Source organism: Olsenella profusa (assembly GCF_016900315.1).
GTDB classification, from domain to species: Bacteria; Actinomycetota; Coriobacteriia; order Coriobacteriales; family Atopobiaceae; genus Thermophilibacter; species Thermophilibacter profusus_A.
Genome location: NZ_JACSNQ010000008.1, coordinates 1 through 18,849, shown reverse-complemented (window position 1 = coordinate 18,849; position 18,849 = coordinate 1). Strand labels below are relative to the sequence as shown.

The 18,849-nt window shown below is 66.6% G+C and carries 16 protein-coding genes; 7 read left to right on the top strand and 9 right to left on the bottom strand.

Annotated features, from left to right (window positions below; genetic code table 11):
• Positions 1–150: 150 nt before the first annotated feature.
• The 4 genes from H9X80_RS05080 (at position 151) to H9X80_RS09125 (ending at position 5,262) form a co-directional block, all read left to right on the top strand.
• The gene (locus tag H9X80_RS05080) at positions 151–1,119 is read left to right on the top strand and encodes a hypothetical protein (RefSeq protein ID WP_204793259.1); all 969 of its coding nucleotides are present in this window, start codon (positions 151–153) and stop codon (positions 1,117–1,119) included.
• Positions 1,067–2,107, top strand: a complete 1,041-nt coding sequence (locus H9X80_RS05075) for a hypothetical protein (protein ID WP_204793258.1) — start codon at positions 1,067–1,069, stop codon at positions 2,105–2,107. Before H9X80_RS05080 ends, H9X80_RS05075 begins: the two co-directional genes overlap by 53 nt.
• 969 nt (positions 2,108–3,076) lie before the next feature.
• On the top strand, positions 3,077–3,205 hold the full coding sequence (locus H9X80_RS09260) for a hypothetical protein (RefSeq protein WP_275100697.1): 129 nt from the start codon (positions 3,077–3,079) through the stop codon (positions 3,203–3,205).
• A gap of 536 nt (positions 3,206–3,741) precedes the next feature.
• Positions 3,742–5,262 carry an LCP family protein gene (locus H9X80_RS09125; RefSeq protein ID WP_239471666.1) on the top strand — a complete coding sequence of 507 codons (1,521 nt, stop codon included), beginning with the start codon at positions 3,742–3,744 and terminating at the stop codon, positions 5,260–5,262.
• A gap of 66 nt (positions 5,263–5,328) precedes the next feature.
• Here the strand turns inward: H9X80_RS09125 and H9X80_RS05065 are convergent, their stop codons facing one another.
• Positions 5,329–5,553, bottom strand: a complete 225-nt coding sequence (locus H9X80_RS05065; protein WP_204793257.1) for a helix-turn-helix domain-containing protein — start codon at positions 5,551–5,553, stop codon at positions 5,329–5,331.
• Between the two features lie 207 nt (positions 5,554–5,760).
• Between H9X80_RS05065 and H9X80_RS05060 the strand changes: the two genes are divergently transcribed.
• Positions 5,761–6,921, top strand: a complete 1,161-nt coding sequence (locus tag H9X80_RS05060) for an IS256 family transposase (RefSeq protein ID WP_204793256.1) — start codon at positions 5,761–5,763, stop codon at positions 6,919–6,921.
• Here H9X80_RS05060 and H9X80_RS05055 read toward each other — a convergent pair.
• The 4 genes from H9X80_RS05055 to H9X80_RS05040 all read right to left on the bottom strand — a co-directional run bounded on the left by H9X80_RS05055 (position 6,891) and on the right by H9X80_RS05040 (position 10,329).
• Complete coding sequence (locus H9X80_RS05055; protein WP_204793255.1) at positions 6,891–7,295, bottom strand: nucleotidyltransferase domain-containing protein; 405 nt, start codon at positions 7,293–7,295, stop codon at positions 6,891–6,893. The two genes, H9X80_RS05060 and H9X80_RS05055, sit on opposite strands and share 31 nt — an antisense overlap.
• A 21-nt stretch (positions 7,296–7,316) precedes the next feature.
• Positions 7,317–7,847, bottom strand: a complete 531-nt coding sequence (locus tag H9X80_RS05050) for a helix-turn-helix domain-containing protein (protein ID WP_204793254.1) — start codon at positions 7,845–7,847, stop codon at positions 7,317–7,319.
• 498 nt (positions 7,848–8,345) lie between these two features.
• Complete coding sequence (gene groL / locus H9X80_RS05045; RefSeq protein WP_204793253.1) at positions 8,346–9,980, bottom strand: chaperonin GroEL; 1,635 nt, start codon at positions 9,978–9,980, stop codon at positions 8,346–8,348.
• A gap of 58 nt (positions 9,981–10,038) precedes the next feature.
• Positions 10,039–10,329, bottom strand: coding sequence for a co-chaperone GroES (locus H9X80_RS05040; RefSeq protein WP_204793252.1), 291 nt, complete (start codon positions 10,327–10,329; stop codon positions 10,039–10,041).
• Between the two features lie 244 nt (positions 10,330–10,573).
• On the opposite strand from H9X80_RS05040, the gene H9X80_RS05035 reads away from it, so the two are divergent.
• Entirely contained in the window at positions 10,574–11,755 is a 1,182-nt protein-coding gene (locus H9X80_RS05035; protein WP_204793251.1) for a hypothetical protein, read from the top strand.
• A 225-nt stretch (positions 11,756–11,980) separates the two neighbouring features.
• On the opposite strand, the gene H9X80_RS05030 is transcribed toward H9X80_RS05035, so the two are convergent.
• From H9X80_RS05030 to H9X80_RS05015, 4 genes are all read right to left on the bottom strand, one after another.
• Positions 11,981–13,921, bottom strand: a complete 1,941-nt coding sequence (locus H9X80_RS05030) for an NAD(+) synthase (RefSeq protein ID WP_204793250.1) — start codon at positions 13,919–13,921, stop codon at positions 11,981–11,983.
• 232 nt (positions 13,922–14,153) lie between these two features.
• Positions 14,154–14,918 carry an amino acid ABC transporter ATP-binding protein gene (locus tag H9X80_RS05025; RefSeq protein WP_275100696.1) on the bottom strand — a complete coding sequence of 255 codons (765 nt, stop codon included), beginning with the start codon at positions 14,916–14,918 and terminating at the stop codon, positions 14,154–14,156.
• A gap of 2 nt (positions 14,919–14,920) precedes the next feature.
• Positions 14,921–16,132 (bottom strand): amino acid ABC transporter permease, encoded by a 1,212-nt coding sequence (locus H9X80_RS05020; RefSeq protein WP_204793249.1) that lies wholly within the window; start codon positions 16,130–16,132, stop codon positions 14,921–14,923.
• Between the two features lie 101 nt (positions 16,133–16,233).
• Positions 16,234–17,172, bottom strand: coding sequence for a transporter substrate-binding domain-containing protein (locus H9X80_RS05015; RefSeq protein WP_204793248.1), 939 nt, complete (start codon positions 17,170–17,172; stop codon positions 16,234–16,236).
• 281 nt (positions 17,173–17,453) lie between these two features.
• On the opposite strand from H9X80_RS05015, the gene H9X80_RS05010 reads away from it, so the two are divergent.
• Entirely contained in the window at positions 17,454–18,737 is a 1,284-nt protein-coding gene (locus H9X80_RS05010; protein ID WP_204793247.1) for a serine dehydratase subunit alpha family protein, read from the top strand.
• Positions 18,738–18,849: the final 112 nt, after the last annotated feature.

Sequence of the window (18,849 nt, the reverse complement as noted above, 5' to 3'; positions counted from 1 at the left end):
GATGCCAACGCAAGCGAGCCTCCACAGGCTGAGCCCGCGTCTCTCGAGCTTGCCGTCACGCTCAAGCCGGGGACGCCGCTCGCCTGCACGTGTGGTGATGACTGCCCGGATGACGCGTGTGCGCAGGCCCGTCGTGCCTTGGAGCTTGGCATGTACCCCTGGGTCGCGCAGGCGACGACGTCGGGCGGCGATTCGCTCTACTCCACCTTCCTGGACTTCTCTGCGCCCGAGTACGAAAAGATCGGCGAGCAGATTTCAGAGGACACTGGGCTTGCTCTCTCGGCGGCATTCCTGAACAGCCTCTACAACGGTCCCTCGGATCTGTCCTCGCAGCATCTGTACGAGGCCGCGATCCTCAGTTGGCTGGCGTTTGACGAGGACTCTGTGAGCGCTGTTTCCGGCTCGGAGGACGCTGCGGCCGAGGAAGGCCTTGACCTTGACGACGCGGGAACGGCGGATTCCGCCGCGGGCATTCTGACGACGCTGTTCAGCATGACGGCGGAGAACGAGGCCGACCTCGCCTCCGAGTACGACCGGTTCCTCGATGGCTGGAAGGGCCTCACGGGAGAGGACCTCGGCGCGCACGTTTCGGGGGACTCTGCCGCGCTCGGCGCGTTCTCCGACGCGGTGGGCGATGGGTGGTTCGCCGCCCAGTCCGCGGCGCGCTTTGGCGAGGCGTGGTCTGGCATCGATGCCGCACTTGGTGCCGACGAGGCGCGCATCGTACTGCTCGAGGGCGCGCGCGACCGGGCTGCCGAGGCGGGAAACAACGACTTCGCTGCGGCAGCAGACCGTGTGCTCGATGCATATCGAAGTGCGGTTGACGAGAGCCTCGTGTTTGACGAGGACGGAGTGGAGCTCGCTGCGTCGCAGATGACCGCCGCGGCGGCTGACGTGGTCATGAGCCGCGTGTGGGATGCCCTCAGCGGGGACAACCCGATCTTGTCGCTCGGGATGGACGGGCTCGACCTCGTCTTCTCCACGGGTGAGGACGCGGACGCCAACATGGGCATGCTTGTCACCTATATGCTGCCAGTACCTCAGGCAGGGGCTGAGCGACGCGTTCTTGGCGACGAATGGCGAGCTCGTGCAGGGCGGCGAGGCACCTTCCGCGGCTGAGTTCGTCAAGGGCTGGAAGGCTTATCTGAGCTTCGAGCTGTTTGCGCTTGACGAGGCGTCGAGCTGGGCCGATGCCGTGGGAAACCGTCCCTGGATGAACCAGGAGGGCGCCCAGGCAATCGTTGACGCTGCAGCGGCGCAGCAGCAGACGCGCTCCCAAATGATCGAACTTATCGAGAAGTACGAGGGCATGTTCTATGGCCTTGCCGACAGGGCGCTCACGGGAACGTGCGAGTGCGGCTGTGCGGGAGACGTGGCAAGCGGTGAGGTTGACCTCACGGGCTTCTCGGGCACTTATCGGCGCGTGGGAGACACGGAGCGCACGTGGTCCACGTTTGACGTCGCGCCCGCCGACGGTGGCCTCACCTTCAGCCATGAGGCGGAGGCCGGCTATCGCATGCTCAGCCTCACCAACTACCAGCCGGTTATGGTCGCGTTCGACGGGGGAGAGGGCTCGATTGCGGTCGAGTCTCTTGACTATGGCAACGTCACGCTCGCGATTACGTTGAACGACGACGGCTCGTTCGACCTAGCCTGTGGTATCGCGGAGCTCGACGGGACCTATGTCCCCGAGGACACGCCCACCTCCTCCGATGAGCTTACCGCGCAAGGGGATGAGGACGCCTCGCTTGCATCCGACACGCTCGCATGGCTCACTTCCGGCACGGGAGTCTGGATGCTCGACGACCCCATGGCAAACGCCGGCGTCGTGTGCCTTGCGCTCGCTCCCGACGGTACGGTGACCCGCTGGCTCTACGGGTATGGTGGTGCCGAGGGGACGGGTACCTTCAGCCTCGACGGGGACAACATCACCTTCAGCCTGACGTCGCTCGGCGGCAAGGACTATGGCCAGGCAACCTACGTCGTTCGGCAGTTCACCTCTGGCGATGAGCGCCAGATTCGCCTTGACCCGGTAACCGAGGGGGAGGGCCCTACGGTTGTTGGCGACCTGTCCGGCTGGTACACCGCGGGCGACGTGTGGTGGTAGAGACCCCCGTTTACACTGGGGCTTATAGCGCTGTCGGAAGGTGTGCGAGAGTATGGACGGTGCCCGCAAACACTTTCACAGCTTTTGATGCGTATTGTGCCGGATGGGAGTGGGGCGTCCCCGGCGCGCAGTCGGCCCCTCTGCCAGGGGCGTTGAGAATCGGCGCATCTTAGCGGGTTTCGGCCCCTCCTGGTTAGGATTCGCGGCATCTTTGGCCCTCTGGGATTAAAGATGCCCCGATTGCTAACGCGTGCACCCCCGTCTCTGCCCCTCTCGCCAACGTGGGCAGGGATTCGGTTCAGGGCGAGCTGACGGGCCAGTCAACAACAACTTTACGCCACGAGCTTTTGACGCGCATTGCGTCGGGTGGGAGTGGGTACAATAGGCTCGACGGCCGCCTACGTTGTGGGACCTAGGCAGTGCCGCTACTGGGTATTGGGCCGCTTACGCTACGCGTCAGCGGCCCTCACTTTCGTCGGACCTCCTACGCACCTCTCGAACGAGCCTTACTATCGCCAGGGCCAGCGAAACGCAGCTGGTCAGTAACGCAACGACCTCAGATACGTCCATCGGCATCACCTCCCCTCTCGGAGCGGCGCTGCCCTCGGTACGCGGTTTGACCGCCGAGCCGTGAGTTAGTCATACCCGTGAGGAGACCGGACGATACTATGGGCAGACGGTGAATGACGGGCAATGACAGGCCAGCTCCCTTGGACGCCTGCCTGGCGTGTGCGTTGAGGGCGCGTGCGCTTACGGAACGGTGGTCGTTGCGGGTTCCTCAACACAGATGTGATTTTCTCAGCAGCCCTGTCCTTCTAATCCCGCAAGCTCCACGTCTCACGATGCGCGAAAGGGTTGTGTGAGGCACTCCTCTACAACGCCAAAACCTATTGCGCAATGCAATTCTTCAACTGCACATCGGCGTCCTCTGCTATCAAATAACCATTCTCGCAACATAAGGAGGCCGCCATGGCAACTGCGACGATGAGATCGACGACCGTGAGGTTCTGCGAGCGCCTGAGGGCCGGGCTCATTGAAGATAACGATCTGCGCTTCGACAGCGCCGAAGGCTTCATCGCCTGGCTTGAGGCGGAATGATGATGTCGACTTCCACCTGTCGGACGGCGCGGTCGATGTCGTCGTCCTGCACCTGCCGCACAGGACCAACCCGGATGTTCGCTTTGTCCGTATGGGGACGTATGACGAGCTGTTCCGCGGACCGGAAAGGTAGCGAGCTGCCACGCGTCGGCTGGCCGTCGGCATAGACGGAATGCGCGTCCAAGGCTGGCGAGAGGGGCGCTTCCGAGACCTAGGCATGGGTGCTACCTCCCAGCATTCCCTTGAGATAGAACTCGTAGAGCTCGCCCTTGACGTCGTAGCGCAGGTCGGTGAAGTCGCTCAAAGTCATGTTTTTCTTGCCAGAAGCGTGACTTTAAGCGAGCCATAGGGACGGGACAAGGGTCCCGCCCGTCTCCGCCATGCCCTCGTTCCGCGTCTTCGTACCGCCCACGCTTGCGCGTCTCGTCCCTCCACGTACAATGTCGGTATTCACGCGCCCGTGAACGTTGCGGCGCCGCCAGCGAGCAGGGACGGGCTGTTCCAGGAGCCGCCCCAGACAGAATCGAAGTGGTCCCATGAGCCAGGACAATACGGACAGCCCGCGTCACGCCTCGAACCCGCGCCACGCCGCCGACGCCGGCACAACCGACGCCGGCACAACCACCCCCAGCCACGCAACCGCCCCCACCCACACTCCGACCACGCCGCGCACGCGCGAGGACCTCGAGGGCGCCACGGCCACGCCGCTCGGCCACGGCCCGGACCCCTCCGGCACCCCCCAGGATCCCCTGGGCACCGCGGAGCCGCTCAAGCCCTCGGTGACGCCGCGCCACTTCCGGCGGGGCCGCTTTGAGGAGACCTTTCAGCAGGACCTTGAGCCAGAGAGCTCGGTCGCGCGCCGTCTGCGCCCCGTGAGCTCCCGGGGGTCGGGCCCCGCCAACGCCGCCAACGTTGACGCCGCCGGCTCCAAAATCACCGCAAACGGCACCGCGGCGGGGGAGGCAAAAGCCGGCCCGCGCCGCAGGCGCCGCCGGGTGCCCCTTGCTGCCAAGGTCCTTCTCGCCTTTGTCCTTGCCGCGATCGTGGTCGTGGCGGTGGCCATTGCCGTGTGGGTGGGCGACCTCAACCGGTCGATGGGCGTGGACGAGGCGGACCGTGCTGATCTCGAGGAGGCGCTCGTGAAGCCGGAGGAGTCCGAGCCCGTTGCAGACTCGTCGGCCTTCTACGCCCTGGTCATAGGCTCCGACGCGCGCGAGGGGGACACGGCGTCGCGCTCGGACGTCATCATCCTGGCGAGGGTTGACCCCGCAAACGCGACGGTGACGCTCGTGTCCATACCCAGGGACACCATGATCACCTCCTCGGGGAGCGTCGAGAAGATTAACGCAGCGTACAACTACGGCCCCGCGTCCGCGGTCCGTGCCGTGTCCGAGTTTGCCGGGGTGGACATCGCGCACTACGTTGAGGTCGACTTCGAGGGGCTCGAGAGCGTGGTCGACGCGCTCGGCGGCGTGACGGTGGACATACCCGAGGACATCCCCGCGGGCAACGGCGGCGCGTCCTTCTCGGCGGGGGAGCAGACGCTCACTGGTGCGGAGGCCCTCGCGTACGCGCGCGAGCGCTACAGCGTCTCCGGCGGCGACTTCAGCCGCGCGCAGGCGCAGCGCCAGATTCTGAGTGCCATCGTCCAGAAGGTGCTCGCGGCAAGCCCCACGGACATGCCCCGTCTCATCTCCCAGCTGGCGCAGTCCATCTCCACGGACCTCTCCGTCCCGGACATCATCTCGTACGCGCTCGAGCTGCAGGGGTCGGGCCACGGGCTGAGCATCTACTCGTGCATCACGCCGAGCTACACGCTCTCCCAGGACGGCGTCTCGTACGTGGCCACCATGTACGAGGAGTGGCGTCAGATGATGCAGCTCGTGGACGCGGGGCTCGACCCCAACGACATCTCGGCGGAGGTCCCGCAGCAGCAGGCCGAGGACGAGCGCCTCGGCTCGGCGAGCAACGCGGCGGGGCCGCGCGACTACGAGGCGCTTGCGGCCGACGCCGGGCTCACCACCGCAGACGTCCCCGAGCCCGAGTCAGCGGAATAAGCGCAGGCGAGAAGAACGGTCGGCCCGGCTCTCGCGACCTGCGCAGCGGGGCAGCCCTTCTCGCCGTCAGCGCTCGACGCCCCTGAGCAGCTCGGAGAGGCTCACGCCGAGCCCGTTCGCGATCTTGGACATGTTGACCAGGGTGACGTTGCGCGCGCCCGTCTCGATGGACGCGTAGTAGGACCGGTCCATCCCGATGCTCAGCGCAAGCCGCTCCTGGCTCAGGCCGGTTTGGTCGCGCAGCTGCCAGCATCGGCTGCCGAAGGCTATTTTGAGGCGGGTCTCGTCCATGGGTTCAGGTTCGTCGCTTGCTATATGTGGGTCATCGGACTATATACAACACCCAAAAATCATCAGAATGCAAATCGAGAAAGCGTACGGTAACGTACAATTTCTTGCGCACTTTGACAGCGGCATAGCGTCCAGATAGGAAGGAGGGCACGGCCCGCCCCGGTATGATTCGAGTTGCCTAGACAAGAAACATGCTGGAGGTAGACCATGCCCGAGCCAATCGTAACATTCAACGAGGAGAGCCTGAAGACCGACCTTCGCGAGCTCGTCAGGAGTACCGTCGAGGAGATGCTGAACGGCCTCCTGGACGAGGAGGCCGACGACCTCGTGGGCGCCGAGCGCTACGAGCGGACGGCAGGGCGCGAGGCGTACCGCGCCGGCCACTACGAGCGAAAGCTCACGACGACGTCCGGCGAGGTCACGATCCGCATGCCCAAGCTCAAGGGCATGCGGTTCACCACGGCGATCATCGAGCGCTACCGGCGCCGCGAGACGAGCGTCGAGGAGGCCATGATAGAAATGTACCTCGCGGGCGTCTCCACCAGGCGCATCGAGGACGTCTCCGAGATCCTCTGGGGCTCGAGCGTCTCGGCGTCGACCGTCTCCAACCTCAACGAGAAGGCGTTCGCGTCGGTCGAGGAGTGGCGCAACAGGCCGCTCGACCGGGCGTACCCCTACGTCTACGTCGACGGGATATACCTCAAGAGATCCTGGGGCGGGAGCTACGAGAACGTGGCCGTGATGGTGGCCATAGGCGTGAACGACGACGGCTTCCGCGAGGTCATCGGTGCCGCCGAGGGGTTCACGGAGTCGGCGGAGTGCTGGCGGGAGTTCCTCTCGTGGCTGAAGTCGCGCGGGCTGCGCGGCGTGAGGATGTTCACCGGCGACAAGGCGGCCGGCATGGTCGGCTCCATCGCGGAGGTCTTCCCCGGCGCGGCCTACCAGCGCTGCACGGTCCACTTCTACAGGAACGTGCTCGCGAAGGTGCCCAAGTCCAAGCGGCCGAAGGTCGCGGCCATGCTCAAGGCCATCCACGCCATGGAGTCGCGCGAGGCGTCCGAGGCCAAGGCCCTCGAGGTCGCATCCGAGCTCGAGAAGTCCAAGCTCGGGGAGGCCGCCAAGGTCGTGAGGGACGGCTACGCCGAGACCCTGGCCTACACGCGGTTCCCACGCGAGCACTGGCGGCGCATACGCACCAACAACGCCATCGAGAGGCTCAACCGCGAGATCCGGCGCAGGACGAGGGTCGTGGGCACCTTCCCCGACGGGAGGAGCGCCCTCATGCTCGTGACCGCCAGGCTCAAGTACGTGGCCGAGAGCGAGTGGGGCTCTCGTCGCTACCTGGACGTGACTCTGCTGGAGGGGTAGCCGCACCGGACGGCGGGCCTATGGGGCTGTCGGAAAGTGCGCAAGAATCTTGACGGTACCTGGGGCAGCCCAAAGTCGACGTCCTCGACAAACACGACGTCCCCGTTGGCAGCAAGGTACTGATTGCGTCGCCCGAGCACGACATCGCGATTCTGGGGAGAGACGACGAGATAGAGGTCCACGTCAGAGAACTCGTCCGCGTCACCGCGGCCAATCGATCCCTTGAGGACGACCGCCTCGCACAGCCCGTCCGCAACCGCGGCCCCGGCGATGCGCGAGATTGCCTGGTCAAGCCGCGCCACTCCCGTGGAACGCCCTCTGCGCGGTGTCGTCTCTTCTGGCATCGTCCCTCCAGGCGTCGTCTCTTCTGGCATCGTCCCTCCCTAGCCGAACGTCTACTCAAGTGAGATGGTCACGTGGTCGCCGTCTCCGGTGTCGACCTCGAGAAGCGTTCCCTTCTCGCCGTGCTTGACGGCCTCGACGAGAAGCTCGGGGTCTATGCCGGTACCGTCGACGTCGAGGCTGGCGGCGCCGGGGAACTTGGAGCCGACCTTGAGGACCGCGCTCGCCATGCCCAGCGGCACGTTGATGTTGACGTCGTCGCCGTCCGCGCTCTCCACGTGAAGGTGCAGCTTGCGGGGCCTGGCACCGTCTTGAACGACAGGGCCGGGCTCGACCTTCGCAGGCTCAGGCAAGCCCGCCGGAGGCTCGGGCTTGCCTGAGCCCAGCAGCTCGTCAACCGTCACGTCAAGCGTACGCGCAAGCGCAGATAGCAGCGAGATGTCGGGCGCGCTGAGGTCGTTCTCCCACTTGCTCACGGCCTGCGCGGTCACGCCCAGCCTGCCGGCCAGGCTCTCCTGAGTCATGCCGTGCTCAAGGCGCAGCCGCGCGATTCGACGTCCCAGGGTCTCGTTCTTCTCGCCCATCGTTGATCCTTTCGTCGGGGCTTCTCTGACAAGCCCCACTCTGCCAGCACGCCCGGTTGAGTTCCACCAACTATCCAGATACCCCATTCTACCTGCGGAGACAACCGGTGGTTGTACTGCCGGGCGACGCGGGGCGAGCGCTGCCCAAGTGCGCCCTCTTGTCAGGTGCACCCGTCAAGTGCACCCGCCCTCTAGGTGTACTCCTCAAGTGCACCCGCCCCTCGGTGCACTTGACTGCTTTATCGCCGATTTGGGTGCACTTAAGGCCCTTTTCGTCTACAGACGGGTGCACTTGAGCAGTGCACCTGACAAGAGGGCGCACTTGGGGGTACACGCAACGGGCATGCCAAGCAAACGGGCGCACCCGACGCCAGCCTCGCAGCGCCCGTACGCAAAAGGCGCCCCGACCGTTCCGGGGGAGAAGCCGTGCGAGACGTACTTCTCGAGGGAACGACCGGGGCGCCGAACAGTCAGGTCAGACGAGCTCGGGCGCGGACCTTAGTAGCCGCCGTTGCCGCCCTGAGCCGCCGCCGCGGAGATGGCCTCCTCGATGGTGGTGTTCTTGGGCTCGTCGGAGACGGTGGCCTCGGTGATGAGGATCAGCGACGCCACGGAGGCGGCGTTCTGCAGCGTGACGCGGCAGACCTTGACCGGGTCGAGCACGCCCATCTCGATCATGTCGCCGTACTTGCCGGTGGCGGAGTCGAGGCCCTGGCCAGTGGGCAGGCCCTTGATCTTCTCGGCCACGACGGAGCCCTCGAAGCCGGCGTTGTTGGCGATGGTCTTCACGGGCGCCTCGAGCGCCTTGCGGACGATCTCAACGCCGATCTTCTCGTCGGAGTCGACGGTCTCGACGCCGTCGAGCACCTTGGAGGCCTCGAGGAACGCCACGCCGCCGCCGGCGACGATGCCCTCCTCAACGGCCGCGCGGGTCGCCTGCAGGGCGTCCTCGATGCGGTGCTTGATCTCCTTGAGCTCGACCTCGGTGGCAGCGCCCACCTTGATGACGGCCACGCCGCCGGCCAGCTTGGCAAGGCGCTCCTGGAGCTTCTCCTTGTCGAAGTCGGAGGTGGTCACCTCGTACTCGGCCTTGATCTGGGCGATGCGCTCGTCGATGGCCTCCTTGGAGCCGGCCCCGCCGACGATGGTGGTGTCGTCCTTGGAGATCTTGACGGACTTGGCGCGGCCGAGCATCTCGGCGGTGACGTCGGTGAGCTGGACGCCGAGCTCCTTCATGGCCACCTGGCCGCCGGTCAGGATGGCGATGTCCTCGAGCATGCGCTTGCGGCGGTCGCCGTAGCCGGGAGCCTTGACGGCGCAGACGTTGAGGACGCCGCGGAGCTTGTTGAGGATCAGCGTGGCCAGGGCCTCGCCGTCAACGTCCTCAGCGATGATGAGCAGCGGCGCGCCCTGCTTCTGGACGGCCTCGAGGATCGGCAGGATGTCCTGGATGTTCGAGACCTTCTGGTCGGTCATGAGGATGTACGGGGAGTCGAGCTCGGCCGTCATGGTCTCGTTGTTGGTGGAGAAGTACGGGGAGATGTAGCCCTTGTCGAACTGCATGCCCTCGACGGTGTCGATGTCAATGCCAAAGGTCTGGGACTCCTCGACGGTGATGACGCCGTCCTTGCCCACGACCTCCATGGCGTCGGAGATCTTGTTGCCGATCTCGGGGTCGGAGGCGGAGATGGTGCCGACGGAGGCAATCTGCTTCTTGGTGGAGACCTCCTGCGCGTTCTTGCGCATCTCCTCCACGACGGCGTTCACGGCCTTGTCGACGCCGCGACGGATGGCGATGGGGTTGGCGCCGGCGGCCACGTTGCGCAGGCCCTCGTTGACGATGACCTGGGCCAGTAGCGTGGCGGTGGTGGTGCCGTCACCCACGGCGTCGTTGGTCTTGGTGGCGACCTCCTTCACCAGCTGGGCACCCATGTTCTCGATGGGGTCCTTGAGCTCGATCTCCTTGGCAACGGAGACGCCGTCGTTGGTGATGGTGGGGGCGCCGTAGGAGCGCTGCAGGGCCACGTAGCGACCCTTGGGGCCCATGGTGGTGGTCACCGCATCAGCCAGGGTGTTCACGCCCTTGGCGAGCTTGGCGCGAGCGTCGGTGCCAAAAAGAATGTCCTTAGCCATTTCTTCGTTTCCTTCCCGTTGATGAAAAGGGACTGTCCCTTTTCATCGGTTTTCGTTGCTAGTCCTCGATGATGGCGTAGATGTCGTCGGCGCGCAGGAGCAGGAAGTCCTCGCCGTCGATCTTGACCTCGTTGCCGCCGAACTTGCCGTAGTAGACCTCGTCACCCGGCTTGACGTCGAGGGCGATGCGCTCGCCCTTGTCGTTGAGCTTGCCGGCACCCACGGCAATGACCTGGCCGCGCTGCGGCTTCTCCTGGGCGCCACTCGAAATGTAGAGACCCGTCGAGGTCTTCTCCTCCTTGGGGGCCGGCTTCACGAGAACGCGATCACCAAGCGGCTTGAGAGTCATGTTCAAGAACCTCCTTCTGAGGCGCCCGCGCGGGCGCGGTGTTGCGGTGCGGCCATGTGGGCACCGCGCTATCCAACGTTCAGAATCATACCCAGACGCGTCGACTTATACCACCACAGGTAAAAAAATCTTCCAAGACGCACTTAGATTTTCTGAGGGCCTGAGAGGCAGACGAGAAGAACACGTCTCACCACCCCTTCTAGTATGATGTGCCCTACGAGGCAAAGACCCGGAGGGCAGACCCATGAAGAGCCACGTCCCGCACCCATTCAGGGCCCTATGCGCCTGCGCGCTCGCCGTTCTTCTCGCCGGCTGCGCGCACGAGGAGCCGCCCACCGGCACCGTCCGGTTGGAGGCGGAAACCGCCGTGGTCAATGCCGCCATGCTCACGCACGGCTACACCTGGGACGGCGTTGCCAGCGACCCCGTCGCGCCCGCTGAGCTCTCCGACGACGAGGTGCCCGACATCGAGGTCTCTGCGGCGGCAGAGGTGCGCGCGTCCTTCTCGCAGCCAGCGACGAACGCCACGGTCACCCGCTACGCCGATGACCCCGCCGGCGAGGACGTCACGTGCTCCCTCTCCGACGGCGCCGTCTCCTTTGAGGTCGAGCCCGGCTGGCGCTACCTCGTACTCGCGCAGTTTGACGGCGGGGACGCGGGCTACGTCTTCGAGACCCCTGCGGACGCGGCCTATGAAGCGCTCACCTCCACCGCGATGGTGGTCACGTTTGGCGATGGCCAGGTCCTCTTTATGGACCAGCGCACCGAGACCCCCTACTACCCCACCCTGCCCGAGGGTACGCCCGAGCTCACGGCCGGCAACGTCGTGCGCGTGACCGGCAACGGCATCATGCTGGAGAGCTATCCGGCGCAGTACCCGGGCATCACGGATATCGAGGTGATCGAGGAGGGCACACCCGCGGACGCCGAGAAGTACGACGAGCTGGTCACGCAGATCTGGCAGCCCAAGGACCCGGCCGAGCCGCCGCTGGCCTCGCTCGAGTACGCAACCGAGCTCGCCGCGACCTCCGTCATGCTCGAGACGTGCGGCTACACCTGGAGCTACGAGGAGAACGGCGAGATGGCGACCGTCGTCGCGGACGCGCCGCACCCCGTCCAACTGGAGGCGAGCGACCTGCCCGACGCGCGCGTGGGCGGGCCCACCGAGGTCACCGTGAGCTTTGACGTTCCCTGCACGGCGGCCGGCATCGTGCGCTGGCCCGAGGACGAGCTCGAGACGGCGGCAGAGGCGGCGGGGTCGGCCCAGGCTGTCGAAATCGACGCCGTCGAGGGCGACGCCTGGACCGCCAACGAACACGAGATTGTTAACGGAGACGTCGTCTTCACCGTCGAGCCCGGCTGGCGCTATGCCGTCGAGGCCCACTTCGACGCGGGCGAGGCCCTCTACATCTTTACCGTTCGATGAGGCAGGGGTCCCTCTTTGCGGCGGGCTTGCCTTGCGGCGAGCTCGCGTTGTAGGCAGTTTTTTTCGAGGCGTCGAAGTACGATCCGAAAGGTCACGCTTTCTACCTGCTATTTTGCGAAGTCGTCATCCCCTGATACTTGAGGGCTTTCGAAAAAACTGCCTACAACGAGTTGTGTGAATTGGGGACGGGTCCAATCTTTCAGTGAGAATGGACCCGTCCCCAATTTACAGCTCCTCGAGCTCAGCGAGCCAGAGCGTCGAGCAGGCGTCCGACGGCATGCGCAGGTCGCCGCGCGGGCTCACGGCCGCTGAGCCCACCTTGGGACCGTCGGGCAGGCAGCTGCGCTTGAACTGCTGGGCAAAGTAGCGCCGGTAGAAGACCTTGAGCCAGGCGAGGATCGTGGCGTCGTCGTACTTCTCGCCCAGGGCGTAGCGGGCAAGGCGATAGACCTTGCGCGGGCTGGTCCCACGGCGCAGCACCTCGTAGAGGAAGAAGTCGTGCAGCTCGTAGGGGCCCACGAGGTCCTCCGTCTTCTGCGCGATTTTGCCGTCACCCGTGGCGGGCAGAAGCTCCGGCGAGACCGGCGTGTCCAGCACGTCGAGAAGAACCTTGGACTCGGCCTCGTTCCCGCACGTGTCGGCCACGTAGCGCACGAGATGGCGCACCAGCGTCTTGGGCACGCTCGCGTTGACGGCGTACATGGACATGTGGTCGCCGTTATAGGTGGCCCAGCCCAGGGCCAGCTCGGAAAGGTCGCCGGTACCGATGACGAGGCCGCCCTCCTGGTTGGCCACGTCCATGAGGATCTGCGTGCGCTCGCGGGCCTGAGAGTTCTCGTAGGTGACGTCGTGGACGGCCTCGTCGTGGCCGATGTCGGCGAAGTGCTGGCGCACGGAGGCGGCGATGCCGATCTCGCGCAGCTCGGCGCCCACGGTGCGGGCGAGCTCGCAGGCGTTGTTGTAGGTGCGGTCCGTGGTGCCAAAGCCCGGCATGGTCACGGCGATGACGCCCGCGCGGTCAAGCCCCAGCAGGTCGAAGGCGCGCACGGTCACGAGCAGCGCAAGCGTGGAGTCGAGCCCGCCCGAAAGGCCGATCACCGCGTGCGTCGAGCGCGTGTGGGAGAGCCGCTTGGCGAGGCCGTGCGCCTGGATGTTGAAGACGTCCTCGCAGCGCTCCGCGCGGTGGGCGGGGTCGGCCGGGACAAAGGGGTGCGGGTCCACCCAGCGGGTGAGCGTGGTCTCGCGCGTGGCGGCGTCGGCACCCAGCGAGAAGGGCACGCACGCGTAGCCCGCCGCCTCGGGCGCGGGCGCCGCCTCGAAGGTGGACATGCGGGTGCGCTCCTGCACGAGGTAGCGGACGTCGACCTCGGAGACGGCGCGGCCCGTGCCGAAGGGGGCTCCCTCCGCAAGCAGACGGCCGTTCTCGGCCACGAGGTCGTGCCCGGAGAAGACGAGGTCCTGCGTTGACTCGCCGGCACCGGCGCTCGCGTAGACGTAGCCGCAGACGAGGCGCGCGCTCTGGCTGGTCACCAGGCTGCGGCGGTAGTCCGCCTTGCCCACGACGGCGTTGGACGCGCTGAGGTTGCAGACCAGCGTGGCGCCGGCCTGCGCATGCGCGGTCGAGGGCGGGTTGGGCACCCAGAGGTCCTCGCAGACCTCCGCTGCCACCACGAGCTCGGGCAGCTCCGTGCAGGCAAAGAGCAGGCTGGTGCCCAGCGGCACGTCCTTCTCGCCCGCAAACGAGACGCTCACGGGACGGGTCGGGCCGGACACGAAGTGGCGCCCCTCGTAGAACTCGTTGTAGGTGGGGATGTGCGTCTTGGGCACTAGGCCCAGAAGCTCCCCGCGGCAGACGGCCGCCGCACAGTTGTAGAGCTTGCCGCCCGCGCGCACGGGCACGCCCACGAATATGAGCGCGTCGAGGTCGGCGGTGCGGGCGGCAAGGTCGGCGAGGCCGGACTCGGCGGAGCGCAACAGGGCCTCCTGCCAGAAGAGGTCCTCGCAGGTATAGGCCGTGAGCGCGAGCTCCGGCAGCACGATGACAGCGGCGCCGTCCTTCTCGGCAGCCTGGCGGGCCGCCGTCGCGCACGACTCCACGTTGAAGGGGACGTCCGCCACGCGGACCTCCGGCGTCACCGCTGCGACCTCCACGAACCCGTCCCTCATGGCTTCCTCCCCATGATGCGAAGGGACGGTCCCTCCGTATCATTTTGCTCGAGCTGTCACGTTTCGGCCGATGCCGATCAGCCGCTCTATCTGCGAGACCGACAGGCCGGCCTCCTTGAGACTCAAGAGTAGCGCATTGCGGCGGGGGCGCTCTACGGCCTTGAACTCCCGGGGCTCCACCTTGCCCAGGACCTGCCGCCCGATAATGGTACGAAGGGGCCGCCCCCTCGCATCACCCAAGGTAGCGGGCAAGGAACTCGCGGGTACGCGGATGCTCGGGCGCCGAGAAGATCTTCTCGGGCGCGCCCTCCTCGGCGATGACGCCGCCATCCATGAAGACCACGCGGTCGGAGACGCCGCGCGCGAAGGCCATCTCGTGCGTGACGACGACCATCGTCATGCCGTCGGCGGCCAGGCGCCGCATGACCTCGAGCACCTCGCCGACGATCTCCGGGTCGAGCGCAGAGGTCGGCTCGTCAAAGAGCATGATCTCCGGGTTCATGCAGAGGGCGCGCGCGATGGCCACGCGCTGCTTCTGGCCGCCGGACAGGCGCGTCACGTCGGCGTGCGCGAAGTCGGCCAGCCCCACCGACTCCAGGTGCTCCAGCGCCACGCGCTCGGCCTCGGCCCTGCCCATCTTCCTGAGCGTCACGGGCGCGAGGGTGCAGTTGTCGAGCACGTTCATGTTGTTGAACAGGTTGAAGCCCTGGAAGACCATCCCGATCCGCGCGCGCAGCCGGTTCACGTCCACGTGCTCGGCGGTGAGGTCGGAGCCGTGGAACCACACGTGGCCGGCGTCGGGCGTCTCGAGCAGGTTGAGGCAGCGCAGGAGCGTGGACTTGCCGGAGCCCGAGGGCCCGATGATGGTGACCACCTCGCCGGGCATGACGGAGAGGTTGATGTCGCGCAGGACCTCGAGCGAACCGAAGGACTTGCGCAGCCCCTCCACGCGGATCATCGGCTCGGTGGCGCGCGTCGCGCCGGTGTTCTCAGCCATGCTCACTCCTCCCCCGACACGAGGCCCTGGTCGGCGGTGCCGCCCACGGGCTGGGGCTTGACGTCGAAGTGCCGGGCCCCCCGACCAAGCAGCGAGGTCGCGATGGAGGTCAGCACCAGGTAGATCACCGCCGCCACGAGGTAGGCCGGGAAGTACTCGTAGTAGTTGCCGCCGATGGTGCGTGCGGCGAAGGTGAGGTCAAACACGCTGATCATCGACAGGACGGAGGAGTCCTTGATGTTGATGACGAGCTCGTTGGAGAGGCCCGGGATCGAGTTCTTGATGCCCTGGGGGAAGACCACCTTGCGCATGGCCTGCCACTGCGAGAGGCCCAGGGACCGCGCCGCCTCCATCTGGCCGGAGTCGACCGCGGCGATGCCGCCGCGCAGGACCTCCATCATATAGGCGGTGGAGTTGAGCGACACGGTCACGAGGCCTGCGATGAACGGAGACCAGATCCGGTTGAGCTCGGCACCGCTGTAGCTGCCCGTCGCCTGGATGAAGCCGACGACGCCGTAGTAGATGATCATGCCCTGGACCATCATGGGCGTTCCGCGCACCACGGTGCTGTAGACCTTGGCGAAACCGCGCCCCACGACCTTCCAGAAGCGGACGAAGTCGTTGTCGGGGCGGTCGACGGCCTGGATGCGGCAGAACACGAGCAGCAGCGCCAGGAAGAAGGCGATCACCGTGCCGAACACCGCGAGCGCGATCGTGGTGTAGATGCCCGTGAGGTAGGTCTGGCGCCCCGTCCAGAACATCCAGAGCAGGTTGGTGAGGAACTCGTCCGCGGGGCGGTCCGCCGCGGTCGTGGCCACCTGCCAGGCCGAGGCGAAGCCCATGACCACGCGGTCGGCCACGAAGACGAGCGCCACCGCCCAGATGACGTACGAGAGGTAGCGCAGGGCGCGACGGGCGCCGGGGCGCACGAAGGGCGCGACCTCGGCATAGGTCCTCCAGTGGGTGAGCTTGTACACGAGCGCCACGGCAGAGAGCACGAGCCAGGCGGCAAGAACGTAGTACAGCACGAGCTCGACGGTGAACGCGGGCGCGAGGAAGCTCAGCGCGGGGCGCGGGGAGCTCGAGAGCAGCATGCCCACGAGGGCCATGGCGCTCGTGCCGAGCAGGACGTAGCGATGGTCGTCAAGGAGAAACGAGGCGATGCGGCCCCGTCCCCTCCCCTCCGCACGCTCGTCCGTGGCAGCGGAACTCATCTTGGGGTCCTCCTTTGAAGACACGCGTGCGGGCGCGCGCCGCAGACCAAAGCGGCGCGCGCCCCCGGGCTAGCAGGTTGCTGGCAGGCTGCCGGCCGCACCTACGCCGGCTGGCGATCCATGCAGGCGTTCCACATCTCCTGGCGCTCGTCCTCGGGAATGCCGGCGATGATCTCGTTGACCTTATCCAACGCCGCGTCCTGGCCGTTGGCGATGGCCGCGTTGTCGGGCATGACGGAGCCTTCGAACTTGTCGGTCATTTCGAGCTCGACGAAGTCGGGATAGGTCTCAAGGAGCTTGGGCACCGAGAGCATGGAGTAGGTGATGACGTCGGCGGTGCCGCTCTCGAGGTTCTGGACGACCAGGGGCACGGTCTCGGCGGGCGTGAGGTGCGTGACGCTCGGCTCGGCCTCGACGACCTGTTCGATCACGTCGTCGTACATCGTGGCAGCCTGGCCCATGATGGCGGCGCCGGCAAGGTCGGCGAAGGTGGTGGCGCCGGCCCACTGCGAGTCGGCCTTGGTGATCATGACGATGTCGTCGTCGATGTAGGAGTCGGAGAAGAGAGCGGCGCCCTCGCGCTCGGGGGTGACGGACATGCCGGCGCAGATGATGTCGATCTGGCCGTTGTTGAGCGCGTCGATCAGGCCGTCGAAGGAGAGCTTGACCGCCACGGCGTCCATCCCGAGGCCCTCGGCGATGATCTTGGCCGCCTGGACGTCATAGCCGTCGGCGAAGGCGCCGTCCACGTTGTCGATGGGGATGGTGTACTCGGACTCCTCCTCAACCTGCCAGTTGTACGGAGGGTAGGCGGCCTCCATGCCCACGCGCAGCGTCTGGCCGTCACCGAGGGTGACCTCGTCGGTCGAGGCGTCGGCGGCGGGCTCGGTGGAGTCGTCGGCGGGGGCGTCCTGCGCGGCGGGGCCGCAGCCGGAAAGGACTACCAGGCTTCCCATACCCGCTACGACGCCCGAGAGCTTCAGGAAGTCGCGGCGAGAGACTCTGTTGGATACGTACACGTGCGTGGGGGTGGCCTTCATGGTGGTTCCTTTCCCTTTTGTGTTAGTCCCCTTCCGTGCCCCGCAACCGGAGAGGACCCATTCCCCTCCCCCTTGCAACCAGGCGCGCCCGCCCTTATGCGAGAAAGTTACGTGCACGCGTGGGAGGATACCGCGCGGCGAGAAGAACCTTAGGCTTATGGGTTGGTGGGTAACATCGCCGTAACGGGTGAGCCGACGTGGGGCAGGTTCCCCCTGGCTCATCGAGACCGCAAGCCAAAGGGGGGGCCTCTCTCCAGTTGGCTGTTCACAGAAGGGGAGCCATGGACCGCACGATCTACGACGCCTACGTCGCCATTCTCGAAGAGGAGCTCGTCTGCGCGATGGGCTGCACCGAGCCCATCGCCGTCGCCTACTGCGCGGCACGGGCGCGCGAGGCGCTCGGTGCGCTCCCGGAGCGCGTGGACGTGGCCGCCTCGGCGAACATCATCAAGAACGTCAAGAGCGTGACCGTCCCCCACACGGGTGGCTCCCGCGGCATCGAGGCAGCCGCGGCCGCCGGCGTCGTCGCCGGGGACGCGGCGGCGGAGCTCGAGGTCCTGAGCGGCGTCACCGAGGGGCAGGTGGACGAGATGCGCGCGTTTCTCACCAGCCACGAGGTCACGGTACGCCCGTCCGAGCGCCCGTGGATCTTCGACATCCAGGTGCGCGTGGGGGCGGGCGGCCACACGGCGTTCTGTGAGATCGCCGGCGCGCACACCAACGTAATCCGCGTGGAGCGTGACGGCGAGGTCCTGCTGGACCGCCCCTACGAGGAGGCAGCCGACGGTGGCACGGCCACGGACCGCTCCTGTCTCTCCGTGGAGGGCATCGTAGAGTTTGCCGACACGGTAGACCTCGACGGCGTGCGCCCCGTGCTCGAGCGCCAGGTCAGCTGCAACGTCGCGATCGCCGAGGCGGGGCTCTCCGGGGACTGGGGGGCCAACGTGGGCAGCGTCCTTCTCTCCGCGTACGGCGACGGCGTGGCAAACCGCGCCAAGGCCTGGGCCGCGGCCGGCTCGGACGCCCGCATGAGCGGCTGCGAGCTGCCGGTGGTGATCAACTCCGGAAGCGGCAACCAGGGGCTCACCGCAAGCGTGCCGGTGGTGGTCTACGCGCGCGAGCTGGGCGCCTCCCACGACGAGCTGCTGCGCGCGCTGGTCGTCTCCAACCTCGTGACCATCCACCTCAAGACCGGCATCGGCCGGCTCTCCGCCTACTGCGGCGCCACGAGCGCGGGCGCCGGCGCGGCGGCCGGCATCACCTACCTCTACGGCGGGCGCTTCCACGAGGTCGCCCACACGGTGGTCAACGCCATCGCCATCGACTCGGGCATGGTCTGCGACGGCGCCAAGGCGAGCTGCGCGGCCAAAATCGCGAGCGCGGTGGAGGCGGGCCTTCTGGGCATGCAGATGCAGCGCCAGGGCGAGCAGTTCTACGGCGGCGACGGCATCGTGGTCAAGGGCGTGGAGAACACCATCCGCAACGTCGGCGTGCTCGCGCACGACGGCATGCGCGAGACCGACCGCACGATCATCGAGCTCATGTGCGGCACCGCCGCCTGCTAGGAGACACGAGGGGGCCGTCCCCTCATCTCATTCTAAAGTTTATGACACGAAGGGGCTGTCCCCTCGCGTCGTCGACTCACTCCCAGGTGGGAGGGACGGGGGCGTTGGGGGT

What these genes read in the sequence shown, in the direction of transcription:
- H9X80_RS05060 (WP_204793256.1), top strand. Translation starts at nt 5,761, where the DNA reads ATGCCCGAGCCAATCGTAACATTCAACGAGGAGAGCCTGAAGACCGAC.
- H9X80_RS09260 (WP_275100697.1), top strand. Translation starts at nt 3,077, where the DNA reads ATGGCAACTGCGACGATGAGATCGACGACCGTGAGGTTCTGCGAGCGC.
- H9X80_RS09125 (WP_239471666.1), top strand. Translation starts at nt 3,742, where the DNA reads ATGAGCCAGGACAATACGGACAGCCCGCGTCACGCCTCGAACCCGCGC.
- groL (WP_204793253.1), bottom strand. Translation starts at nt 9,980, where the DNA reads ATGGCTAAGGACATTCTTTTTGGCACCGACGCTCGCGCCAAGCTCGCC.
- H9X80_RS05010 (WP_204793247.1), top strand. Translation starts at nt 17,454, where the DNA reads ATGGACCGCACGATCTACGACGCCTACGTCGCCATTCTCGAAGAGGAG.
- H9X80_RS05040 (WP_204793252.1), bottom strand. Translation starts at nt 10,329, where the DNA reads ATGACTCTCAAGCCGCTTGGTGATCGCGTTCTCGTGAAGCCGGCCCCC.
- H9X80_RS05050 (WP_204793254.1), bottom strand. Translation starts at nt 7,847, where the DNA reads ATGGGCGAGAAGAACGAGACCCTGGGACGTCGAATCGCGCGGCTGCGC.
- H9X80_RS05030 (WP_204793250.1), bottom strand. Translation starts at nt 13,921, where the DNA reads ATGAGGGACGGGTTCGTGGAGGTCGCAGCGGTGACGCCGGAGGTCCGC.
- H9X80_RS05020 (WP_204793249.1), bottom strand. Translation starts at nt 16,132, where the DNA reads ATGAGTTCCGCTGCCACGGACGAGCGTGCGGAGGGGAGGGGACGGGGC.
- H9X80_RS05015 (WP_204793248.1), bottom strand. Translation starts at nt 17,172, where the DNA reads ATGAAGGCCACCCCCACGCACGTGTACGTATCCAACAGAGTCTCTCGC.
- H9X80_RS05065 (WP_204793257.1), bottom strand. Translation starts at nt 5,553, where the DNA reads ATGGACGAGACCCGCCTCAAAATAGCCTTCGGCAGCCGATGCTGGCAG.
- H9X80_RS05055 (WP_204793255.1), bottom strand. Translation starts at nt 7,295, where the DNA reads ATGCCAGAAGAGACGACGCCTGGAGGGACGATGCCAGAAGAGACGACA.
- H9X80_RS05025 (WP_275100696.1), bottom strand. Translation starts at nt 14,918, where the DNA reads ATGGCTGAGAACACCGGCGCGACGCGCGCCACCGAGCCGATGATCCGC.
- H9X80_RS05035 (WP_204793251.1), top strand. Translation starts at nt 10,574, where the DNA reads ATGAAGAGCCACGTCCCGCACCCATTCAGGGCCCTATGCGCCTGCGCG.
- H9X80_RS05080 (WP_204793259.1), top strand. Translation starts at nt 151, where the DNA reads ATGTACCCCTGGGTCGCGCAGGCGACGACGTCGGGCGGCGATTCGCTC.